The sequence below is a fragment of the Shimazuella alba genome (genome assembly GCF_009831235.1).
GTDB classification, from domain to species: Bacteria; Bacillota; Bacilli; order Thermoactinomycetales; family Thermoactinomycetaceae; genus Shimazuella; species Shimazuella alba.
Genome location: NZ_WUUL01000006.1, coordinates 41,626 through 65,200, shown reverse-complemented (window position 1 = coordinate 65,200; position 23,575 = coordinate 41,626). Strand labels below are relative to the sequence as shown.

Annotated in this window: 23 protein-coding genes and 3 tRNA genes; 13 read left to right on the top strand and 13 right to left on the bottom strand. The window is 38.4% G+C overall.

The features are described from left to right. Positions 1–50 precede the first annotated feature (50 nt). Entirely contained in the window at positions 51–197 is a 147-nt protein-coding gene (locus tag GSM42_RS20605; RefSeq protein ID WP_338055289.1) for an ATP-binding protein, read from the top strand. A 92-nt stretch (positions 198–289) separates the two neighbouring features. Here GSM42_RS20605 and GSM42_RS10260 read toward each other — a convergent pair whose 3' ends face one another. The 10 genes from GSM42_RS10260 to GSM42_RS10215 form a co-directional block, all read right to left on the bottom strand. Beyond that, positions 290–667, bottom strand: coding sequence for a VOC family protein (locus GSM42_RS10260; RefSeq protein ID WP_237446559.1), 378 nt, complete (start codon positions 665–667; stop codon positions 290–292). Positions 668–722: 55 nt separating this feature from the next. Beyond that, complete coding sequence (locus GSM42_RS10255) at positions 723–1,535, bottom strand: helix-turn-helix domain-containing protein (protein WP_160801450.1); 813 nt, start codon at positions 1,533–1,535, stop codon at positions 723–725. A 347-nt stretch (positions 1,536–1,882) separates the two neighbouring features. After that, positions 1,883–2,638, bottom strand: a complete 756-nt coding sequence (gene pstB / locus GSM42_RS10250; protein WP_160801449.1) for a phosphate ABC transporter ATP-binding protein PstB — start codon at positions 2,636–2,638, stop codon at positions 1,883–1,885. A 16-nt stretch (positions 2,639–2,654) separates the two neighbouring features. Continuing rightward, entirely contained in the window at positions 2,655–3,452 is a 798-nt protein-coding gene (gene pstB, locus GSM42_RS10245) for a phosphate ABC transporter ATP-binding protein PstB (RefSeq protein WP_160801448.1), read from the bottom strand. An 18-nt stretch (positions 3,453–3,470) separates the two neighbouring features. Continuing rightward, the gene (gene pstA, locus GSM42_RS10240; protein WP_160801447.1) at positions 3,471–4,364 is read right to left on the bottom strand and encodes a phosphate ABC transporter permease PstA; all 894 of its coding nucleotides are present in this window, start codon (positions 4,362–4,364) and stop codon (positions 3,471–3,473) included. Continuing rightward, positions 4,365–5,279 carry a phosphate ABC transporter permease subunit PstC gene (pstC, locus tag GSM42_RS10235; protein ID WP_237446558.1) on the bottom strand — a complete coding sequence of 305 codons (915 nt, stop codon included), beginning with the start codon at positions 5,277–5,279 and terminating at the stop codon, positions 4,365–4,367. Between the two features lie 93 nt (positions 5,280–5,372). After that, complete coding sequence (locus tag GSM42_RS10230; protein ID WP_338055288.1) at positions 5,373–6,263, bottom strand: phosphate ABC transporter substrate-binding protein PstS family protein; 891 nt, start codon at positions 6,261–6,263, stop codon at positions 5,373–5,375. Positions 6,264–6,681: 418 nt separating this feature from the next. After that, a complete protein-coding gene (locus GSM42_RS10225; protein WP_160801445.1) occupies positions 6,682–7,035 on the bottom strand; it encodes a hypothetical protein in 354 nt (117 codons plus the stop codon). A 148-nt stretch (positions 7,036–7,183) separates the two neighbouring features. After that, a complete protein-coding gene (locus GSM42_RS10220; RefSeq protein WP_160801444.1) occupies positions 7,184–7,369 on the bottom strand; it encodes a hypothetical protein in 186 nt (61 codons plus the stop codon). 681 nt (positions 7,370–8,050) lie between these two features. Continuing rightward, positions 8,051–9,727: a YndJ family protein gene (locus GSM42_RS10215; RefSeq protein ID WP_160801443.1), complete on the bottom strand. Its 1,677-nt coding sequence runs from the start codon at positions 9,725–9,727 to the stop codon at positions 8,051–8,053. 185 nt (positions 9,728–9,912) lie between these two features. Between GSM42_RS10215 and polA the strand changes: the two genes are divergently transcribed. The 5 genes from polA (at position 9,913) to GSM42_RS10190 (ending at position 15,830) form a co-directional block, all read left to right on the top strand. Next, positions 9,913–12,573 (top strand): DNA polymerase I, encoded by a 2,661-nt coding sequence (gene polA, locus GSM42_RS10210; RefSeq protein ID WP_476712894.1) that lies wholly within the window; start codon positions 9,913–9,915, stop codon positions 12,571–12,573. A gap of 24 nt (positions 12,574–12,597) precedes the next feature. Beyond that, a complete protein-coding gene (gene mutM, locus GSM42_RS10205) occupies positions 12,598–13,425 on the top strand; it encodes a DNA-formamidopyrimidine glycosylase (RefSeq protein ID WP_160801442.1) in 828 nt (275 codons plus the stop codon). Positions 13,426–13,455: 30 nt separating this feature from the next. Further along, the gene (coaE, locus tag GSM42_RS10200; RefSeq protein WP_160801441.1) at positions 13,456–14,046 is read left to right on the top strand and encodes a dephospho-CoA kinase; all 591 of its coding nucleotides are present in this window, start codon (positions 13,456–13,458) and stop codon (positions 14,044–14,046) included. Next, complete coding sequence (locus GSM42_RS10195) at positions 14,028–14,639, top strand: lytic transglycosylase domain-containing protein (protein ID WP_160801440.1); 612 nt, start codon at positions 14,028–14,030, stop codon at positions 14,637–14,639. Before coaE ends, GSM42_RS10195 begins: the two co-directional genes overlap by 19 nt. Before the next feature lie 156 nt (positions 14,640–14,795). Next, positions 14,796–15,830 carry a glyceraldehyde-3-phosphate dehydrogenase gene (locus GSM42_RS10190; protein WP_160801439.1) on the top strand — a complete coding sequence of 345 codons (1,035 nt, stop codon included), beginning with the start codon at positions 14,796–14,798 and terminating at the stop codon, positions 15,828–15,830. Positions 15,831–15,857: 27 nt separating this feature from the next. Here GSM42_RS10190 and GSM42_RS10185 read toward each other — a convergent pair whose 3' ends face one another. Beyond that, positions 15,858–16,637 carry an SDR family NAD(P)-dependent oxidoreductase gene (locus GSM42_RS10185; protein WP_160801438.1) on the bottom strand — a complete coding sequence of 260 codons (780 nt, stop codon included), beginning with the start codon at positions 16,635–16,637 and terminating at the stop codon, positions 15,858–15,860. Between the two features lie 230 nt (positions 16,638–16,867). On the opposite strand from GSM42_RS10185, the gene nrdR reads away from it, so the two are divergent. The 5 genes from nrdR (at position 16,868) to GSM42_RS10160 (ending at position 19,087) form a co-directional block, all read left to right on the top strand. Continuing rightward, on the top strand, positions 16,868–17,374 hold the full coding sequence (nrdR, locus tag GSM42_RS10180; RefSeq protein ID WP_160801437.1) for a transcriptional regulator NrdR: 507 nt from the start codon (positions 16,868–16,870) through the stop codon (positions 17,372–17,374). 85 nt (positions 17,375–17,459) lie between these two features. Next, a complete protein-coding gene (locus GSM42_RS10175) occupies positions 17,460–18,761 on the top strand; it encodes a DnaD domain protein (RefSeq protein WP_160801436.1) in 1,302 nt (433 codons plus the stop codon). A 72-nt stretch (positions 18,762–18,833) separates the two neighbouring features. Next, positions 18,834–18,909, top strand: a tRNA-Phe gene (locus GSM42_RS10170). Positions 18,910–18,911: 2 nt separating this feature from the next. Beyond that, positions 18,912–18,986: transfer RNA gene (locus GSM42_RS10165), tRNA-Gly, on the top strand. 13 nt (positions 18,987–18,999) lie between these two features. After that, a tRNA-Leu gene (locus GSM42_RS10160) sits at positions 19,000–19,087 on the top strand. Between the two features lie 123 nt (positions 19,088–19,210). Here the strand turns inward: GSM42_RS10160 and GSM42_RS10155 are convergent. Next, positions 19,211–19,378: a hypothetical protein gene (locus GSM42_RS10155; protein ID WP_160801435.1), complete on the bottom strand. Its 168-nt coding sequence runs from the start codon at positions 19,376–19,378 to the stop codon at positions 19,211–19,213. 485 nt (positions 19,379–19,863) lie between these two features. On the opposite strand from GSM42_RS10155, the gene GSM42_RS10150 reads away from it, so the two are divergent. Further along, a complete protein-coding gene (locus GSM42_RS10150) occupies positions 19,864–20,001 on the top strand; it encodes a hypothetical protein (RefSeq protein ID WP_160801434.1) in 138 nt (45 codons plus the stop codon). A 270-nt stretch (positions 20,002–20,271) separates the two neighbouring features. Here the strand turns inward: GSM42_RS10150 and GSM42_RS10145 are convergent, their stop codons facing one another. After that, on the bottom strand, positions 20,272–21,702 hold the full coding sequence (locus GSM42_RS10145) for an FAD-binding protein (protein WP_160801433.1): 1,431 nt from the start codon (positions 21,700–21,702) through the stop codon (positions 20,272–20,274). 578 nt (positions 21,703–22,280) lie between these two features. On the opposite strand from GSM42_RS10145, the gene GSM42_RS10140 reads away from it, so the two are divergent. Then, complete coding sequence (locus GSM42_RS10140; RefSeq protein WP_160801432.1) at positions 22,281–23,543, top strand: NAD(P)/FAD-dependent oxidoreductase; 1,263 nt, start codon at positions 22,281–22,283, stop codon at positions 23,541–23,543. Positions 23,544–23,575 lie beyond the last annotated feature (32 nt).

Below are 23,575 nucleotides of genomic sequence, written 5' to 3'. Positions count from 1 at the left end.
AGAAATCAACCACATATATTTAAACATTTTATCCAGTCGAAAAAGCTCGAATCCGTAACTCTGAGGAAACAGGACTTGGATTAACTAGCGTCAAGCATTTTGTAGAATTACAGCATGGTGAAATAGAAGTGGAAAGTGCAGTTGGGAAAGGGGGCGTTTTTACGGTTCGTATTCCATTGGAATTTAACGATATTTAAGAATTCTTAATATCTATCTGAGTTTGATTTTATATCATATCATAAAGTCTCAAAACGTCCAGTTGTAATGGACGTTTCGAGATTCTCTTTTTTTACTTTTGATAAAGCGCACAAATAGCACCTGTTGGATTTTCAATCACTGCATAGCTCCCACAACAAGATTCTGGTTTTTTTAGCACTTTCCCACTAAGTTCTTCACAGGTTTTTAGACTTTTTTGTAAATCATCTACTTGAAAATATGGAATCCATACAGATGGTGGCATATTGGCATGTTGTCCTTTAAGATGGCTAATTACAGTTGCTGGCTGTCCGGATTTTGATTTCATAGTATAACCTGAAATATCCTCTGTTTTGAAAGCATTATAACTCCAACCAATTACCTGAGTATAGAAATCCATTATTTTCTCTGTTTGTTCTGTGGATAAATTAACCGCAAGCAATTGACCTTGTTTCATTTCAGATTCTATCATTTTTCATTCCTCCTTCAAATTCAAATTTATCAAATGATTGTAGACAATATTTCTTCTAGATTGCTCTTATTTTCTCTTTCAAATATCTTTGAATTAATAATGGTAAAGAAACTAGGACAGTACGGTCTGTGTTTTTCCTTTCCTTCAATATCATTTCGATCCGTTCTCGTCTTGGGAATGCTTTATTTATAATAATTGGTTTTTCTATCTTTGCTCCTAATAAATCTTGCGGCAAATATATATTCATTGGTGTTAGATTCTCTGTGATTACAATCGCCTTCAAATAGTAGATTCCAGGTTTAATTCCAGTGAATTGAAATTTTCCAGGTTGACTCATTAATTTTAAATATTTTGGAATCCCTTCTGGGACAACTTTTGAAAACAAACCAATTAAAATAATCCCTTTTTGGAATGATTTTGTGCCTGAGATAATCCCACTGATGACTGTATCAGAATCTTTAATAATGTCCTTTTTATCAGTTTGGATATCCCATATCAATTGTAGATTTTCTTCAAGTTGCATAAAAGATGATCTAAAAGAAGACGGAGAAAGTCCTACTCGTCTAGTAAAGGCGGTTGTGAAGGTTCCTAAACTTTGATGTCCAATATCCAAACAAATGTCTTGTATTGTTAAGTCAGTCTTTAGTAGAAGTTCTTTTGCCTTTTGAAATTTCAATGTTGAGAAATAATAAAGAGGGGAGACACCTAATATTTTTTTGAATACTCTGGAAAAATGAAAAGGACTATAGGCAGATACATCTGCTATATCAAAGAGTGAGAGTGATTCATATATATGAAGATGCATATAATGAATAGCTCGCTCAATGGCTCTTTTTCTTATATCCATCACTTCATCTCTGTTTGACATCCTTTTTCCACCTCTATTAAATAAGCACTTTTATTTATATTTATTATATTAGAGGTTATTTTAACATGATATAAGTCACTTGATATATCTCGGGGACTTTGTTTCTTCAAACATAAAGAATGATCCATCCGTCATACATAAACTTTTGAGGTGGATTATCTAGCGAGAAAAATGTTTTGGAGTTATCTTGGCTTGTTAGCAGGGAGTTAGAGACATATAAATGAAAAATGAAAGGTATGAGTTCGAAATCGAATTGAACTCATACCTAAGATGGTGCATACATTCGTGTCTAACTGTATTTATGGTTGGTTTTGATTAATGGTTTAAATACTATATTTTGCTAAAAATTATCCAAATTGTCCGGATAAGTAATGGTTTGTTCGTTGATCTATTGGAGAATGAAACAAAGTTTGTGTTTCGTTTCTCTCTACGATTTCCCCATGTAAAAAGAAAGCGGTTTGGTCAGAAATACGCTTGGCTTGCTGCATGTTGTGGGTGACTACTACAATCGTATACTCTTCTTTTAAAGAGAGAATCAATCGTTCAATGTGTTCGGTAGAGATGGGGTCAAGTGCGGAAGCAGGTTCATCCAACAGAAGTATTTCTGGTTCTACGGCGAGTACACGAGCGATGACAAGGCGTTGTTGTTGTCCACCAGATAGACCCAGAGCAGACTTGTGCAGGCGGTCTTTTACTTCCTCCCATAAATGCGCTTGCTGCAAGGTTTTCTCTACAATCTGATCCAATTTCTTTTTCTGTGTTGTTCCATGAATACGAGGTCCATAAGCGATGTTGTCATAAATGGATAATGGGAAGGGTACAGGTTGTTGGAACACCATGCCCATTCGTTTGCGTAAGTTTACAACATCTATTTTCGAGTCATAAATCTCTTCTTCCCCTAAGCGAACAGATCCTTCTGTACGAAACATGGGGATAAAGTCATTCATACGGTTTAAACTGCGCAATAAGGTTGATTTTCCGCATCCTGATGGACCGATCAAAGCAGTTACAGTCTTTGGTTGAAAGCTGATCGATATGTTGTCTAAGGCGTGTTTTTCCCCGTAGTATACATGAAATTTATCTACAGTAAGCGTTTGACTCATTGGTTTTCCCTCCCCATCATCCAAATTTCCCACTCAAATAATCTTCTGTTTTTGTCTGTGCTGGAGTGGTAAATATTTGTTCTGTATGACCGATTTCAATCATATTTCCCAGATGGAAATATGCGGTGTAGTCTGAGATGCGGGCAGCTTGGTGCATGTTGTGTGTTACGATGACGATGGTAAAATCTTGTTTTAGTGTTTGGAGTAATTTCTCGATCTTCTCTGTGGAGATCGGATCAAGGGCTGACGTAGGTTCATCGAGTAAAATAATACTTGGATTCATCGCGATGGTTCTAGCTATACATAGCCGCTGTTGTTGCCCGCCTGATAGTTGCAGGGCTGATTCGTGCAAACGATCTTTTACTTCCTCCCACAGCCCAACTCGTTTCAAACTATCTTCTACGATAACAGGGATATCTTTTTTTGGGGTTTGATGAATCCGCAATGCAAAGGCAATATTTTCAAAGATAGATTTATAAAAAGGATTTGGTTTTTGAAAGACCATGCCTACATGTTTGCGCAACCCAGTAGCGTGGATGGTGTCAGCGTGAATGTTTACCCCATCGATCAGGATGTCTCCTGTAATCTTTGCATTTGCAATCGTATCGTTCATCCGATTGATACATCGAAGCAAAGTAGACTTCCCACAACCAGAAGGGCCAATGAAGGCAGTGATTGTTTTTTCATATAGCGTGAGGTCGATATTTTTCAAGGCATGAGAGCTGCCATAATGAACATTTAACTTTTTTGTTTCCACTGTGACGGTGTTGGAAAGTTCAGGGTCTCGTTTTTTTACAAAAGGGAAATCGAGCATTTTTCTATGCACCTCCGATCAAGATGAAGTCAATCGTCGGTAAATATACCTACCGAGTAGACGGGCAAAGATCGTGAACAATAGGACGACGCAGATCAAAATAAACGCAGATCCCCCAGACACAATTGCAGCGGTTTCCGTTGATAGGCTATCCGAATTCACCTTCCAAATATAAACGGATAACGTGGCTGCTGGCCGAAATGGATTGAGTGGTGAGCTGACAGAAGTCGGGTCCCAATCAGTGAAATCTAGATTTGGTGAGCTCAAACCAGCCGTAAAGAGCAATGCGGCTGCTTCTCCAAAAATACGTCCTGCTGCTAAGATAGCTCCTGTAACAATACCAGGTAAAGCAACGGGCAGCATGATTTTGGTAATCGTTTGCCAGTGGGTGACACCGAGGGACAAGGCAGCTTCTTTTTGTTCCCTAGGAACAGCTGTGATCGCTTGTTCTACCACTCGTACCATCAGAGGCAGATTGAAGATGGTTAGCGCGAGTGCCCCTCCAGCTAAGGTATAACCCCAGCCTGTATATTGAACAAAGAGCAATAAGCCAAATAATCCGATAATGATGGAAGGCAGAGAGGACATCACTTCCATACATAGGCGCAGAAACTTCGTAAACTTGTTTGGTTTGGCGTATTCTGCCATATAAATACCACCGCCGATTCCAATTGGCAAGGTGATGATCATCGTCAGAATAAGCAAGTAAAAAGAGTTAAATAGCTGTGGTGCAATACCGCCAACTTGACCTAATATATAAGATCCAGGTGGCTCGGTTAAAAATTCCCATGAAATATAGGAAATACCGTGAATGACGATATAGCCTAATAAACCGATTAAAGTACAGATGATCAAGATTGCAACTGCATAAAAAAAGAGGGTTGCAAATCGGTCGATTAATTTTGCGTTCATCTAAGCATCCCTCCGTCGAGTGATAAAGCGGATGAGAAGAATAAATACCAGTGTGATAAGCAATAGAACAAGTCCCATGGACCAAAGTATTTGGTTAAAGGTTTCACTTGGTACGGTGTTTCCCATGTTTTGTGTGATCATACTTGTTAAGGTACTAATAGAGGTGAAGAAGTCAAAAGGAGCATTTGGTACGTTTCCGATGACCATTTGTACAGCTAATGCTTCCCCAAAAGCACGAGCCATTCCAAGGACAACAGCTGTCATTAATCCCGGAAGTGCGGTTTTTAAAACAATGCGCCAAATGGTCTGCCAGCGTGTTGCACCAAGAGCATAAGAGCCTTCCCTGTATTTTTGTGGTACGGATTCGATAGCATCTACACTGATACTGATAATGGTTGGTAGGATCATAATCGATAGAACCAGTGTCCCTGCTAGTAATCCAAAGCCAACACCGCCAACAAACTTACCGATAAAAGGAACTAAAAGAGTAAGACCAATAAATCCATAGACGACTGAAGGAATCCCTACTAATATCTCTGTAGTTGGTTGTAAAACTTTTTTTCCCCATTTAGGTGCTATTTCCGTCATGAAGACTGCTGCGCTAATTCCAAGTGGTGCACTGATGATCGTCGCACAAATCGTCACCATGAAAGAGCCTAACATGATATACAAACTGCCAAATTTGTTATCTTGTGGATTCCAATTCGAAGAGAAAAACTGACTGAGTGTTACCTCCCCATTTAGAAATGGTTGTAATCCTTTGGAGGTGATAAACCAAAGAAGGGACAGCAGGACGAGAATTACGATCCATACACTGATATAGGTGATGGAGCGGCCGCGCCATTCCATCCAAAACATCCGTTTTGCAGGTGTCTGTAGCTGTACTGCTAAAGAAGTTTTTTCGTTTTTTTCCATGAACGAACTCCTCTCAAGTAATCTCATAAGAAAAGAAGGAGCCTGTTTACCCAAAAATTCAGGCTCCTTTCTTTTTGTTGTGTGATTTAGCGATTATTTCAGTTTGCCAGAAGCATCTCTTTCTACTTTCATGTCGATGATAGGGATATAGTTTAATTTTTTCACCAATCCATTTTGGATTTCAGGCGATAAAATATATTTGAGAAAAGCATCTTCTAGTTGTTTGTTTTTTCCATTGGTGTTGGTATATATATGTTCATAAGCCCACACAAGCCATTTATTAGTGGTTACATTTTCATTGGTTGGTTGTACACCATCCAATGTCAGTGCTTTCACGGTGTTATCAATGTATGAAAATGCCAGATAGCCAATTGCACCTTTGGTTTGACCGATGATTTTACGTACTGTGCCAGACGAATCCTCAACTATTGCACCATTACCACGAAACTCTTGGTTATCTTTAAGCGCAAACTTAGCAAATGTTGCTCGTGTTCCAGAGCTTTCTGAGCGGTTTACCAATACAATCGCTTGATCTTTCCCGCCGACCTCTTTCCAATTTTTTACTTTTCCTGTGAAAATATCGATTAATTGCTGTTGTGTAAGATTGGTTACTCCGACCTGTGGATGAACGACAGGTGCGATCCCAACGACAAATGCTTTGTGATCGATCAGTTTAGAGGCATCAATCTTTTCTTTTTCTTCAGCGAATATATCAGAATTGCCTAAGTCGGCAGTATCATTCACGGTTGCAGTTAAGCCTTGTCCACTTCCGCCGCCTTGTACGTTGATCTGTACGCCAGGATTGGAAGCCATAAAGGATTTGCTTGCTTCCTCGACAAAAGGCTGCATCGCAGTTGATCCTACAGATGTTAGAGTTCCAGTTAATTGTTTGTTATTTTCGTCATTTGCTCCACTGCTACAAGCGACGAGGATACTGCTGAATGCAAGTCCAATTATTCCACTTGCTAAAATGCGCTTTTTTATTTTCACGAAAGATTCCTCCTGTTGGATGCTTAAATCTTTGTTCTTCTTCAATATACGTGGGAAACATTGTTGATAAATGAAGGAATCGTAAACCTAGTGTAAAGAAATGTTACGATTTGATTAATTTTTTATGTATTAAAAATATTAATCATAATTTATAATTACATATAATATAAGTGTGTGCAATTAAGGTTTGATCAAAAAGAAAAAAGGCAGTATCTGATGTCTAAACTAATCCGAGAAAGCGATATAAATCATGAAACACCTATAATATCTAAAGTAAAAACAAGAGATCCCCGCTGAACTAATCAGTGAGGATCTCTATATTTCGTATTTAAATTTATGTAATGAATCATGATAGATTGGCCGCCCTACACACATGTGCCATATGTATGCAGGGCGTGGCCTAAGAGGTAAGTCACTGGGACTCAACGTTGTTCAATTTCTTTGCACGTGCGAGAGCACGAAGACCAGTCCTGAAGTAATCGAAGCCTTTTACAATCTCATCATAACGAAGAGAGATTTCAGCCTTAGCGAATGAGTGTTCCACTGTGCGCAGTTTATCCTTGAGTTTTCCATCCTCGAGTGCGCGCAGGGACTCATGTGCATCGATGATTGCAGGCTTGATCTCGCTGGAGATGAACTCCAGCGTACTTGTGCTATTCTCGATAACCTTCCTTGCAGCATTCTTAGCCCGCAGAGTTATGTGGATTTCGTAGTACTTCTCTGCCTCAGCCAGCAGGTCGAGAATTCGCTGAATTTCCGGAGTCAAACCAATGTCTTTCTCTTAAGCCAGTGAATGACTTTATCCTAACGTGTATTTGTATCGTCGTAAAGAGATTGGGAATTTTTACATAATGGATCTATTTTTTTCTTGCTTCATTTTTGTGAGGCGGTATGCATTTGCATACCGCCTATTCTTATCGACGATTTTCTGTGGAATTCTCCTTCTCCAACGCTGCAAAGCGCTTTTCATTGGAAAAGAGATGCTCGACAATATTCAGCATCAATTCCAATATCCTTCCAAACCCAGCTGCATTTTGCACCATTGGGGTAGTACGAAGGCGAGTGATTTCCCGTTTTATTTCGTCGAGTGTGCGTGCCATGTTTTTAATCCTTGTCTATAGGCACTTAAATGTATGTTTATACATTTATACGAATTATAATACATAATATATTGTTTGACAATCCGAGCAGGAATGCAAACGAGAGTAAAACGAAGTCTGGTCTGGAACAAGCGTTGTTCCAGACCAGACAGTAACTTTTTCCTATTCTATAGACAGGGAGTGTCGAAGTGGAAAGTAGTTATTATCGAACCAGATGCCTTCTGTTGTGGTCCAAGTACAGTCCAAGTGGAATATATATATCAGAAGCCAGCTTTGAAAGGCGGAAGCGGTTAGATTTCGGCATGGGAAATACTGTACTGCCATCAACTTAGTATCTCGAAATCTCGAACTTTTTCCGGGTGTGAAAGCTCCTCGCAAACCCACTGGAACAACGACTCTCGAAAAATCTGCAACTGCTTGTCAGTTGGAGGGGGTGGTTGATTATCTTGATGAAGTTGAACGATCTGAACTAGGGTTTCACAGTTTGGATGCTCTTGTTCCAGATCAGCCGAAAGCTAGCTCAAATCCAAAGCGGTCTTTTACGAGCTTACTCCAAAAAACTGCGGTGAAAGTTGCAGGTTTATTTATCTTAAGTTGTTTTTTTGATACATCAGCCAGTTTGACGAAATCCGCTGAAAGTATGAGGCTCCTATAATGAAAAAGTTACGATACTTTCATTAATCAATTAACGTACTTTCCGGAGATTTCATACTCTATATTCAAAAGTTTAATTCCGAACAGCCACATGCGATGAGTTGCTTGTAATCTACCATATTCATCTACCCAGATCAGAAAGTGTTCATTTAAGGGGAGACGCAGAGAAAAGCCTTTGATCATGAGATAGATGCCTTCGTCTCCTTTTCTCCCTCTCCTAGGGAGACTAGTTATTTGAAGCGCTAAGTCTGCGCCGTGTTCCAAACGTAGAATACCTGTAAGATTCCATCTTGGGATTGGCAACGTGATGTGCAGGTATTGTTCGTTATCTTGGTGATAATCTGAGTAAACAGCCAAAAACATCGTTTGATCTGTGTCTTTATAGGTGCGAATCCAAGCACGTAAATTTTTATTCCAATACTGATCTTCATTGCATACACCAATAATTTTGCTATCCACTTGGATAACTGCTTCACTTTTTGTGGGTAAATTAATCTGCTGTATTTTCGTAGACCAATACTTATATAGTTTGGAAAAGAAACGAAAGCCTCGATGCCAAGTTATTTGTGCTGCAAGATCATATAAAACAGTATTCTCGTAAAAGGATCTTATTTTGGGATGTATTTGCGTTGGGAAGAAGTCGTTTCGGGCAAATTTTTCAAAGTTATCGACTAAACCTGCATATTGTGTTTTATAAACAGATAGATTATGCAGATCTAAGAAATCTTTTCCAATTATCTTTCCTCCGTTGATATTGGTCTGAGGAAGACTATATAAACTAGTATTCTCGATTGGTTTGATATAGACCCAGCCGATCAGTCCAACCAATACAAAACCTAGCGCATTTGAGCCTCCATGATACCAAATCATTTGGTCGATACTCAGCCAAGATGTTCCTAGTAAATTAGATAGGCTGTAGACGACTGATAGAATAATAGTAAGAACAACGATGACAGCAGATGACTGAAGGACGAGACGAATGGTCAAACGCTCAATGGTTTTACTAATGTGTATGAGAATGAAATAACTATATATAAATAAGCAAATAGTATAGATCAAAACAGCAATTATTTCAACAGTGTGATTTGTATATATACCAATGCCCACAAAAAAAGGGCTGATTATCATTCCGAATGTAGTCCAGCGATAGAGGTTATTGGATTTTTTGTCAACACAAAGCAACCTGCCTACTAATCCCATAAAGACAGGCGTGAAAATAGATGCAAAATGAAAATGAGCGGCAGTTAGAAGTAGCATTTGACCACTGTAATGGAGTAAACTTCCACCAAAAGAATATGTACTAAGGGAGATTCCGCCAATTGCGGCATATATCAGGCCGAGGTCAATCGCATTTTCTTCTAATACATGCCATCCGCGCTCCATTAGGCGTCTTATTCCATAACCTGCTATACTGCTCATATAAATTGCCCAAGGGATGGACAAAATTCCAGATATCATGCCGCCTGAAGGGAAAATAAAAGATAATCCCATTGTAAAAGCTACATAAGGATGATATCCCATCAAAAAGGAATGATATCTGGAGTCGCTGCCATCTCGTTTAATAGTAGGGACCAAAAATAATAGCAACGGAATTGCTAGAAAGATGGAAATCAATAGTAATTTTTCCAATCCATCACAAAGGGCAACGAAAACAATCCACAAGAAAGTAGAAATCAACAGATTCTTTACAAAAGAATTGTCCATTTAAAATATATTCCTTTTCTATTTTTTTATTTAGTCTATCATAAAAGTCTATATGAAGTTGTCTGAAAAATTAAAATACATCATCTGGAGGGATCGGTTGTGGCTGGAATTTAACTGGAAACGTTTGTGCGGATAATGTTACAATAGGTTGGAGTTTATCTAAGAACGGATAGGTTGTGGGAATATTGAAAAAACTGATGTTAATAGATGGGAACAGTATCTTATATCGAGCATTTTTCGCGCTGCCACTATTGTCGAATTCAACTGGTGTACATACCAATGCAGCATATGGATTTGCGATGATGCTAGTAAAAGTGTTAGAAGAAGAGAAGCCAACACATGTGTTGGTTGCTTTTGATATTGGTAAAACAACTTTTCGACATAAAGATTATGAATCATACAAAGGAAAACGTGATAAAACTCCAAGTGAGTTAGCAGAGCAAATCCCACTTGTATACGAACTACTAGAAGCTTTTTCAATCCAAACGTATGGACAAGCCGGTTTTGAAGCAGATGATATCATTGGAACGTTAGCTGTGGAAGCTGAGAGAGAACAAGTGTCAACAGTGATTGTGAGTGGAGACAAAGATTTATTCCAATTGATTGGTGATCATGTTACAGTATTGCATACTCGAAAAGGGGTCACAGAAATGGATCGCTATGACGAGGCTGCACTTCGTGAGAGATATGGACTAGCTCCTTCGCAAATTGTTGATTTAAAGGGCTTGATGGGTGATCCATCTGATAATATTCCAGGAATTGCTGGAGTCGGCGAGAAAACAGCTTTAAAGTTACTAGCAAAATTTCCTACAGTGGAAGAAATTATTGCACATCCAGATGCTTTCTCAGGCAAAAAGTTGCAAGAGAAGCTAAGAGAATTTGCTGATGATGCAATCTTAAGTAAGAAATTAGCGACTATTCATACCGAAGTTCCATTGCCTTTTTCCTTCGATGAATTAGAGCTTCGTGATATTCAAAAAGATAAGGTAGCTTCTGTATTTTCACGTCTTGAATTTCGCACGTTGATTGATCGTATAGATAAGTCTCCTCTCTTTTCCTCTAGTGATAACGAAGAGACAGAGGTATTAGTAGAAGAGCATGAATATGTACAAATAACCCCAGAAAATCAAGGGGAGTGGGAGAAAATCTTTCACTATTCTCCATTAGCTTTGCAAATCGAGACAGATATAGATAATCCTCATCATGCAGGTATTACTGGTATTGCATTGTCCCATAAAGATGACAATTTATTTGTTCCCCTCGAGGTTGCAAAAGACTGGGGTCCTTTCCAATCGTGGTTACAAGATAATCAACAGAAAAAAGTGGTTTATGATTTAAAACGGTGTAAAATTTTATTGGAAAGAGAAGGGATGAAAGTAGCTGGATTTTCCTTTGATGTATTATTAGCAGCCTATGTTCTCAATCCTTCTGAAACAAAATTGGAACTAAGTGATTTAGCTTTGCAACAAAGTATTGGATATTTACCATCGGATGATGAAGCTTATGGCAAGGGAGCTAAGAAAAGACCTTTAGCATTGGAACCATTAGCAGTCCATGTAACAAAGAAATCTGCAAAATTATTAGCATTGTACCATCGTTATGAAGAACAATTAGAAAAAAATGATCTAACAAAGTTGTTATATGAGCTAGAGATGCCACTAGCCAGTGTTCTTGCTGATATGGAAATGATTGGTGTTAAAGTAGATAAATCAAAGCTAGAAGAACTAGGTATTACGTTTAAAGAAAAAATTGAACGGCTCGAAAAAGAGATCACGGACTTAGCAGGTACATCATTTAATATTAATTCTCCTAAGCAGTTATCTGAGATTTTATTTGAAAAACTAGGGCTGCCTGTGATCAAAAAAACCAAAACAGGATATTCCACTGGTGCAGATGTGTTAGAAAAACTTGCTCCACAACACGAGATTGTCGAAAAGATTCTGCACTATCGCCAGGTAGGGAAGTTATACTCCACTTATATAGAAGGATTAAAGAAAGAAATATCACCAGATGGGAAAATTCATACACGATTTAACCAGACCATAGCAGCTACAGGCAGGTTAAGTAGTACAGAACCAAATCTGCAAAATATTCCTATCCGACTGGAAGAAGGACGTCAAATCAGACAAGTTTTTGTGCCCTCTCAAGATGATTGGAGTATCTTAGCCGCTGATTATTCACAAGTAGAGCTACGAATTTTAGCCCATTTGTGCCGAGATCCGATCCTTCAAAAAGCATTTCTAGAAGATCGAGATATTCATACACAAACAGCGATGGATGTCTTTGCTGTAGAAGCAGAAGAGGTATCTTCTTTGATGCGTAGCAAAGCAAAAGCGGTCAACTTTGGAATCGTTTATGGGATCAGTGCCTTTGGTTTATCCCAAAACATAAATATTCCACAAAAAGAAGCAAAGGAATTTATAGATCGATATTTTGCTACTTACCCAAATGTGCGTCAATTTATGGATGATGTAGTAGTAGATGCACGGAAACAGGGTTATGTCACTACACTTTTAAATCGACGACGATATTTACCAGATATTAATGCATCCCAATTTAATGCTCGTAGTTTTGCAGAACGAACTGCTATGAATACTCCTATTCAAGGTAGTGCTGCAGACATTATCAAAAACGCAATGGTAAATCTGTCTCGTGAGATGGATAAGAGAAAACTAAAAAGTAAAATGTTGCTCCAAGTTCACGACGAACTGATCTTTGAAGTGCCAGCCGAAGAGTTAGAAGAAATGAAATCGTTAGTACGTGTGCAGATGGAGAATGCTGTTCAATTATCCGTTCCCTTAAAGGTAGATGTAAATATTGGGAAAAGTTGGTATGAAGCAAAATGATCATGATAGAAAGGAGAGGTTGTTATGCCCGAATTGCCTGAGGTGGAAACAGTAAAACGGACATTGACGTCACTTGTGATAGGAAAAACAATCAAACGAGTGACGGTTTCCTTACCTCGTATTATCAGACGACCTGATGATATTCACTTATTTACGGAACAGTTAGCAGGTACTACGATTACTGCGGTAGAACGTAGAGGGAAATTTCTTAAACTTTTTGCTCATCCGTATGTTTTAGTGTCTCATCTACGGATGGAAGGGAAATATAGCGTGAAAGATAGCACAGAACCAGTAGAGAAGCATGTCCATGTTATTTTTCACTTTACAGATGGTACAGAGCTCCGTTATAAGGATGTACGTCAATTTGGGACGATGGATTTGTTTTTGCAAGGAGAGGAAACAAAAGAAGCACCACTTGAAAAATTAGGTCCAGAACCACTTGATGATCAATTTACGTTAGATTGGTTTTACAAAAGTTTACGTAAACGATCCACAAAAATAAAGCCATTGCTATTGAACCAACACTTTTTGGTCGGACTTGGAAATATATATGTGGATGAGGCATTGCACAAAGCAAAAATTCATCCACTGAGATCTGCAAACAGTTTAACAGAGAAAGAAGCAGCAAGCCTCTTTTTTAGTATACGAGAAACGCTGCAAACAGCTATTGATGCGGGTGGTTCTTCTGTTCGTTCCTATGTCAATGGTCAAGGTGAAATGGGCTATTTTCAGTTGCAGATTCAAGTATATGGGAGGAAAAATGAACCTTGCAATACTTGTGGAGACCCCATAACACGAATCATTGTTGGTGGAAGAGGAACGCACATTTGTAAGACTTGTCAAGTGATTTAGCAATTAATCAAGAAAGCATATGGTGATAGAATGATTTATGGACTTACAGGTGGTATCGCTACAGGAAAGAGTACAGTGGCGAATATGTTTCGCGCTCTTGGAGCAACGATTATTGATGCAGATGTAATTTCCCGCCAAGTAGTAGAGCCTAATACGATTGGTGCAAGGCGGATTAGAGAAACTTTTGGTGAGCAGTTCTTTTCATCAGATGGATCGTTAAAACGTGACTTGATGGCAAAAATCATTTTTTCCGATCCAAATGCTCGTAGTCAGCTCAATGAATTACTCCATCCTCTTATTATGGATGAGATGGGCAAGCAATCTGAACTTGTTACGAAAAAGAATGAAGAAGCAGTTCTTATCTGGGATATTCCATTGCTTTACGAAGAAAATTTGACCAATTTTGTCCAAAAGGTTATTGTGGTATATGTGCCTGAACAGATGCAACGAATTCGTTTGAACTTACGAAATAACTTAACTCCAGAAGAAATCACATCCCGTATTCAATCGCAACTATCGATAGAAGAGAAAAAACGTTTAGCTGATTACATCATTGATAATAGTGGATCAGTTCAACAAACAAATAGACAGGTAGTGGCATTATGGAATCATCTAACCTAAAAAAATGGATAGAGCCCGCTTTGCAGGCGCTGCCAAGAAAAAGGTTTATTTTCACAGGAATTATTTTAATTATTCTATCCCTTGTAATTGCTTTTCCTTTATTTAATCGCATGATATATCCTTTGGAATATGAAAGTAACATCATAAAAAGTGCAAAGCAAACTGGGACAGATCCTTTTCTCATTATGGCTATCATTCGTGTAGAGACGAAGTTCGATCCAGAGAAACAATCGCATGTAGGTGCACAAGGTTTAATGCAATTAATGCCATCTACAGTGGATCATGTCATAAAGAATGGGAACTTTTCTCCTTCTATGAAGCAATACATCAAAGTACCAGCAGTTAATATTCAGGTAGGCAGTTGGTATATCAGTGATTTGAATAGGCAGTTTAAGGGAAACAAAGTTGCTGTTATCGCTTCTTACAATGCAGGACCAACAAGAGTAAAGAAGTGGCTCAGTGATGGAACTTGGGATGGAACAAGGCAAAATGCACATAAAATTCCTTATGGAGAAACAAGACACTATGTGCAACGGGTGACCTTTTTCTATGAAAAATATAAATCACTATATAAAGATTTAGTGAAGGAATAGGCGGACAATAATTTTGTCCGTTTTTTCTTGTGTATTTTGTATTTGAAAAATAGGCAAGATCTATTAGATGTTCTATATTGCAAATTGTGTCATACTGATTATAATGTAATAGAGGATTAGTATGTTATAAACAGAGGCGGAAGGGAAGTAAAATATATGAAGCTACGGATTGCGATAAATGGTTTTGGGCGAATTGGAAGAATGGTCTTTAGAAAAGCAATAACAGATCCAACTTGTGAGGTAGTAGCGATCAATGCAAGTTATCCAGCAGAAACATTGGCACACTTGATCAAATTTGATACCATTCATGGATTTTTTGATGAAGAAGTCTTAGTGGAAGATGAAATGCTTCGTGTAAATGGACAGCTTGTCCAACTGGTTTCCAATCGGAATCCTTTGGAGTTACCATGGGGGCAAATGAATGTAGATGTAGTGGTAGAGGCAACCGGCAAATTTTGCGATCGTGAAGGTGCTTCTCTCCATTTACAAGCTGGTGCGAAAAAAGTAGTAATTACTGCTCCTGGTAAAAAAGAGGATGCAACGATTGTAATGGGTGTCAATCATGATATTTACGATCCAGATAATCATCATATTATTTCCAATGCATCTTGTACGACAAATGGTCTGGCTCCTGTCGCAAAAGTATTGAACGATCGTTTTGGAATCGAACATGGATTAATGACTACGGTACATTCTTTCACCAATGATCAGAAGAATTTGGATAATCCACATAAAGATTTACGTCGTGCCCGAGCTTGTTCACAGTCTATCATCCCAACAAAAACAGGAGCAGCAAAAGCTCTAGGACTAGTTATTCCTGAATTAAACGGCAAATTAAATGGTTTTTCCTTACGGGTTCCAACTCCGAATGTATCCGTTATTGATTTGGTAGTTGATTTGAAAAAGACTGTAACTGCTGAAGAGGTAAATGCAGTATTCCGCGAGGCATCAGAAAAAGAGATGAAGGGAATCATTCAATATTGTGAACTTCCTCTCGTATCCTCCGATTTTGTAGGTAATGCTAACTCTTCTATTGTGGATGCCTTATCAACCATGGTTATCGGTGAAAAACAAGTAAAAGTACTTGCTTGGTATGATAATGAGTGGGGATATTCATGTCGTGTGGTTGATCTAGTGAAATATGTTGGTGAGGCATTACACCAAAAAAAGTTAGTTAGTGCTACTGCATAACAAAAACCGTTCCCATAGGAACGGTTTTTACCTTGTAGCGGACAAACCGCCATCTACTGTATATACACTTCCAGTAATGTATTTTGCTTCTTCTGAGGCTAAAAATAAGATCAAATTAGCTACTTCGTCAGGTGTTCCGTATCGTCTCATTGGAATAAATCGGCAAAAATCTTCTCGAACTTGGTGCTCCATCCCAGGATTTAATTTACTTTCCATACGATCCATTACACTTGATTCAATAGGTGCAGAGCATACTGCGTTAACACGAATATTAGCCGGGCTTGTTTCCAAGGCTGTTGTTTTTACTAAACCCACTATAGCGTGATTTAGCATCACATGTGAAGAAAGCATAGGAAGACCCATCAAGGCGGCAATAGTTCCATAGGTAACAATGGAACCGCCATTGTTTTTCTGCATGATAGGGATTACATGTTTGATAAGTAAAGATATATCTTTTAGTTGGTGAAAAACCCTGTCTAAATCAGTTTCTTCTAATTCCATGATAGGACCTACGGTGAAGTCAGTTGGTGAAGCGTAGACGAGTATATCAATTTTTTCGAAAAATTGTACAACATCATCTATACATATTGCTGTTTCTGATTCTGTACCACCCTCAAATGAAATAAGTAAGGATCTGTCTGAGATGAAATGATCATTTGATGATAATCTCATTTCACTAATATTTTTGTAGTTATCAACCAGTGCCAGTTTAGCACCTTCCAACGCGAATTGTTTTGCTACCTGATAACCTACTCCATCTGTAGCACCTGTTATAAGTACAACTTTATCTTGAAACCGTCTCAACATCAACGCTCCCTGAATTATTATATTTGCTATTATACTTGAAAAAAGAATACTGGGGCAAATTATACTAATAAAATTCAAAATAAATGAAATTTATTATGCATCCTTTGTATTAAGATATTGTTTTTAATATGATAGCTAAAAAGCTAAACAGAAAAACAAGATTGAGCAGAACTCTATTTAGCGGTATCTTAAAGGTGAAGAAATAGTAACGAATACGGAGGTAGCATTTGATGAAATGTCCAATCTGCAATCATAACGGTAGTCGTGTATTAGACTCCCGGCCCGTGCATGAAGGGAAAGCGATTCGAAGGAGACGGGAGTGCGAAGAATGCAATGAACGATTTACTACATTTGAAATGGTAGAAGAAAAACCGTTGATGGTAATCAAAAAAGATGGCAGCAGGGAAGAGTTCAGTAGAGAAAAGTTACTTCGTGGATTAATCAGAGCATGTGAAAAACGTCCAGTTCCTACTAGTAGTTTAGAAGGACTTGTGTTAGATATGGAAAGAAAGCTTCGTGAGATAGGTATATTAGAAGTTCCAACTACAGAAATTGGAGAGTTGGTTTTAGAGCGCCTAGTGAAGATTGATGAGGTAGCTTATGTCCGATTTGCGTCTGTTTATAGACAGTTCCAAGATATTCACCTTTTTGTAAGAGAGTTGGAGGATTTGCGAAAAAGATCACATGAGGGAGATTCGAGTACTTTTTTGGGCGAAAATGACACAGAACGAGAATAAAAACTGATTGGATTTGTAGTTTGATTTGCGATAAAATGGACAAACCCGCTATTCGTTTAGCTATCCAAAAGGGAGGTCACATTCTATGTTTTGGCAAGAAATCCAATTCCGTAGCCGACAAGAAAAATCATTGGATGGTACAGATCTTTTTTCTTTAACGCACCTTTATCAACCAATCGTTGGCGTTATGGGTGTTGGGTTATATGTGACACTTCATGCACAAGCATCGGAACAAGGAACTTCATCTTTGTTGACCCATACATATCTATTTAAATTACTAGCGATTTCACATAACCAACTCCTAGAAGCTAGGTACCAGTTAGAAGGAGCAGGACTTTTGAGAACATTTGAGAAAAACGACCACTCAGATGGAAATTACTTAGAATATCAAGTGGTATCCCCACTGGCACCTCTTACTTTCTTTCAAACGAGACCCTTAGCACTTCAATTGCAACAGCGTTTGGGAAAAGAAGAGTATCAGTTAGTGAAAAATCAAGTTTGGACAGAAGAAAAAGGGTTGTCTAGCGTGGATTTAACAAAAACTTTCCAAGAAGTATTTGGTCAAAAAACGACAACAAGCCCTCCAATAATACAAGCTACTAAAAAAAGAAAATCACCTAACATTGATTTCGGTTTTGTTCGGTCCAGGCTTTCTACCATTATTAAATCGACAAGCTGGACAGCTCAATTGGAATCAGAATTAAAACAAGCATGCTATCTTTTTAAATTAGATGAAATGGCTCTGATTAAAGCGATACAAAATCCTGAAGTATCCTATGGTGGATTTGTGAACTTAGAAAAATTATTTCATCATTTAAATACTACTTCCCCTGTAGCTGCCACTAATGTTGTTTCTCAACAAATGGAAAGCAAAACGGTTGTATCGGAGTCTAGCCTTTCACAAAAAGAAAAGCATTTTCAATTATTAGAGACGATTTCTCCTTTTGAACTATTAGCTCATTACCAAGGTGGTGCAGCGGTTCCAAAAAGTGAGATGAATCTCATCCAATCATTATTGGCGGATTATCAATTACCATCTCCAGTTGTGAATGTCTTGCTTGATTATGTCATGCTAAAATGCGATCGCAAATTGCCCAAAGCTTATGTGGAGAAGATAGCTTCTCATTGGAAACGATTAAATATTCAAACTTCCAAACAAGCTAGAGAGCAAGCAATCAAAGAACACACCAAACAACCAAGAGAACAAATCAATACAACTCGGGCAAGAAGAAAACCGAGTGTTAAAAAATTACCGAAAACGATTGCTCGTGAAGTGCTTGAACCTACTTTTACAGATGAAGAATTGCAAGGAACTTATGAGGACATACAGGCTACTATGAAATTTTTACGTTCAACTGAAAATCAGGTGTTGCATAACAAAGAGTAGCATGCTATAATAACTTTTGTCAGTTTGAAATGACTTAAAAACGTATGATTTGAAGGATTGAAAAGTCCTTGTGGCTCGATAGCTCAGTCGGTAGAGCAGAGGACTGAAAATCCTCGTGTCGGCGGTTCGATTCCGTCTCGAGCCACCATTGCGGAAGTGGCTCAGTGGTAGAGCATCGCCTTGCCAAGGCGAGGGTCGCGGGTTCGAATCCCGTCTTCCGCTCCAACTTTACTGCCTTGCCGGGGTGGCGGAATAGGCAGACGCACAGGACTTAAAATCCTGCGGTGGGTTACACCGTGCCGGTTCAAGTCCGGCCCTCGGCACCATACCTTAGCGTTTTAAAAGAAGTCGTCCAGTTTTGGATGGCTTTTTTATTTATATGTGACAGTATTGTATCGGCACTACTAGAATCTCTAGTAGTGCCTTTGTTCTCAAAAGGATGAAGACAACTACTTCGCCTTGCTGTTGTAAATCTGGAGAAGCATCTGCATCCATTCCTCGGAACTGTCATTTGCATAGTACTCGATGGTGGTTTGCCTTGTCTCTGTTCCAGCATTAATCCGAGTCTGACGTGCGCGATCCTCTGGTGTCAGACGATTTGGATCAGCACGAAGCATTGCGTCAACGACCTGCTCTGCTAGTGCCTTCTTGCCCCGGACATGAGAACCTCCATGTTGACGGTTAAGTAGCGGTTGCCACTCCTCTACATTTTATCACTAACTTCCTGGCCTGATCAGGCTAGTTTGGTTAATTATGCTACTTTCGGGATGGATATTTGGGGGAGGAGAGGAAATAAGTTTGAATCATAGAAAAAACCTTGTACTTACTAAATTATTTTGCTTTTTTTTCGTAGCAAAAATTCTCGCATGGAAAAAAGGTAGTGGAGCAAATAAGAGCGGTAGAATGGTTTAACTTCTATAGGAGAAAGATTTTTGGGGATAATTGTAAAAATAAACAAGTCTTCTTTCTTCCTCTAGAAATGAAAAGAATGGCTTTTTTCTCTTTAGGTGACTATTTTGTTTTTAACTTGATGACTACGAAGGAAACCCTCACTTTGATGTTTAACACTGGCAATTTTCAGGTAAAGGTTTAAGAAAAACAAATGGCTCAAGGACGTGTGGATATTCGCCCCGTCAAAATTAACTACGCTGATAATGTGAAATTCATTGATGGCATCGCAGTATGGGGAAATGGACAGGGAGGTGTTTCTTATATTGGAAATGTGGAAAGTGCGAAGTAACGGAAGGCGATTACAAAACAGAAATCAAATGCGGTACAGTTCATATTCCTAAGGGCGTTGAGGTAATCATTTCCAGGTTAAAGTTATAGTGTCTAATGGTCTGTTAGCAGAAAGGACGGCTTGATTTACTCTCACTGGTATTCCAGTCGAGTTGATAAATCAAGCCGTCCGCAGTTTTATAATTTCAGGCGGGAAGACAGGGTATACAGTTCCTCAACTCAAGAAGTTCTCTATGTGAGCGATCAATACTGGTTTCTAACATTACTATTCTTAAGAAAATATATGTGCTCCAATAAGAATATGCTTAGGATCAAACTGTTTCTTCCGTTCATTCAGACTGTCCCAAGTCGATCCATAATGCTTTTTCCAATCCATAGTCCGAGTACCAATCGGATAACTCACACCACCCAATTTTTCTGCAAGGTTAGCCCATTCATTGTTTCTTGTCAGTTTCTTTTTTGAATACTCAGGATGGGTGTTTCCTGTATTATCATCAAGAAGATCTATGAGACACACTCTATCCCTAGGAACAACCTTCTCTGGTATGCGAAGATATGGTGATCTATCATCCAATACTTTCGCTGGAAAAAGGAGAATAAAGGTAGTAGGTGATATGTCCGATGGCTTTAGGGTACCGATTGTTTCTTGAAAGTGCTTGGGAACATCTTCTGCAGCAACAATCATATCATACCACGGCTTAATGGCTTTTCCCCATCCATTTACTTCCATTTTCTCCATCATTTTATCAAAAAATTCTGCTCGTTCCAAATAGGTACGATTCGTAGCATCAACAGGAGTAGTGACCTCAAGCCCTCGAAGAATGTGATTATCATCTGGAACAACAGAGTCATATTCCACATCCACCATAAGTAGTGGTACTAGTCCCGTATCATTAGGTTGGAACATTCCAAAAAGTCCCCCTGCTTCTGCTCTGTCTGCAAGCGTGTTGAGATCACGCATGAAAACATCTAAATTCGGATAGCCCAATGTGTAGGTGCGAATCATCTTAGGAGCGGGAATGATCTCAATCTCTAACTCAACTATTATACCAAACTGACCCAAAGTCCCCTGCATAGCCCGAAATAGCGTTTGATTTTCATCACGAGAACATTGGACAAGATCTCCTTTACCAGTTACCACCTTCATGCTTCGAACATTATCTGCGATGTTACCTTTTATATAAGACCTAGGAGTAAATCCTCCTACTGAAACCGTACCTGCAATGGTGAGACCTAGGTAATCTGGTGTAGAAGAGGCTGGTTGAACTCCGTGTGATTCACCAATACGCACAAAATCTCGCCAGAGAACACCAGCTCCAACCCATGCAGTTTCATTTCCGATCGAGATCGTATTTAAAAATGTCATATCAATCGCTAATCCACGGTCTACAGTAGCTTGTCCATATGTGGTATGTCTCGCTCCTTGAGGAGCTACTCTTATGTGATGTTTGTTGCAGAAACGCAACATTTTAACAATGTCCTCATGTGAGCTAGGCTGGAGAATAACAGATGGAATACGTGTAATATAGTTACCTTGGTCTTGAGACGCCTTCTTTAACGATAAGGGATCAAGTACTAAGTTGCCATCCAGTTGTGGGATTTTTTGAAAAGAATTACTTATTGGTTCTTCTGATGTAATCCAAGATCCAGTTGATGTATCAAGTCCAATGACGTTTGGTGATTCTTGGGGAGAAAAGCTCATGGTGACAAACCTCTTTTCTTTGACTTGGAATGTAAAAGGTATTCTTACACTATGTTTATAGCGTTCTAGTTAATTTTCTTTTATTGCCTTTGCTATTGTTATGGAGCTTGGGAAATCCATTACATACATAGCCATCATTCCTAGGCTTAGGGACCTATTGTAATCATGAATATTTTATTTGCAACATACTTAGGCTTTTAAATCGATCACCCTCTCTGACAAAGAATATGCATATAGACTATAAATAGATTTTAACAAATAAAAAAAATTCCGTTAGATAATTTAAAATATATACTAAGAATTTTCTTTGATCTCTCTTATATACCATGATCTGTTTTTGCTACTACTATAGTTAGTAGTAGGATCTTGAATAAACCTTTGATCGACAAATACAGATCTGAGTTGGGTTATAAGGAATTGATAAAACGATTTCCATCAAACGACCTTCATTTCTAAATCGATAAATACGAGATTGCTAGCCTAATATGAGGCTAGCATCCCTAGAACTTGTTCACAGATATTTCAATGGTTTTATAGTAGTATTAGCTAATATAAGTTACTTTTAGAGGTGGAGTGTTATGAACAATCCTTACAGTGTCGTCACCACAATCAAAAGTTATGATGTTATTATTGTAGGTGCTAGTTTCGCTGGATCTACTCTGGCCATTGAGTTAGGACAATCAGGATTCCAAGTATTGCTATTGGATCAAATGAGTTTTCCTGAAACATCCTCTCGAACTTATCCTTTCTTTAATAGTGCTGTTAATTTATTAAAAAAATTGAATTTAGAGTCTTATCTCGAAGAGATTGATTCACCAACCGTTCCACAAATCTTATTTCAGTTTGATGAGGTTTGTATTAAAGGCGAAGTACCAGTTGTGAATAAAGAAAGTAGAAATTATGGAGTAAAACGCAGCGATTTGGACTTTGTCTTATTTAAGAAAGCGATTTCTTTTGAAAACGTCACCTGCTTACAAGGGTTTCAAGTTACGAAGCTTTTAAGACAAATGGATCAAGTTGTAGGAATAGCAGGAGTAAATCGTTTGGGAGAAACGTTTCAGTATACAGCAAAGATGGTGATAGGCGCTGATGGACGAAATTCCATTGTACGAAGAGAATTAAACCTCCAACCGATGCTCAACCTGGAGTCTGATTATGCTTATTTTCATGGTAGTCTCTCAGGCTTAGAACCTTTGAATCCACTACATTTTGAAGTATATCGTGTTTTAGATCAGATACTTGCAGTTTTCCCTACAACAAAGAATCAATACGGAGTGTATGTTATTTTTCCGCATTCCAAGCAAAGTTGGATGGAGGCATTTAAACAGTCCTCAGAGGATGCATTCCTCCGCTATTTAGAAACGGAATTTTCGCAAATAAATTTCCAACACCGTTTAAAACATGCAAAACTTACCACGAGAGTCGAAAGTCTGACGGACTATTCTAATTATTGGTATGAAGGTTTAGGTAAGGGGTGGGCTTTAGTAGGTGATGCAGTAATTTTTAAAGAACCTTGTCTTGGACAAGGTGTACATGATGCCATATATGCTGGTCGATACTTAGCAGAACTACTGAAAAAATATCCAGATTGGATATACAGTTCGAGTACCCTAGCCTATGAGTACAATCGACATCTAGTAGAAAAATTTAAAGGACCATTTGATTTGAGTGGTGTCCTAACAAAACAGCAAAAATTAACAGCAGAAGAGAAAATGATGCACCAGATGATAAGTGCCTATCCTGAAGCCACAGAAAAGTTTTTAGGTATATTCAACTACGCAAATAATATGAATGAATTGAATAGTACGATTGAACAAATCGTAAAAAGCAAAACAACATAATCAAAGGAATAATATATAGAAAGACGTACAAT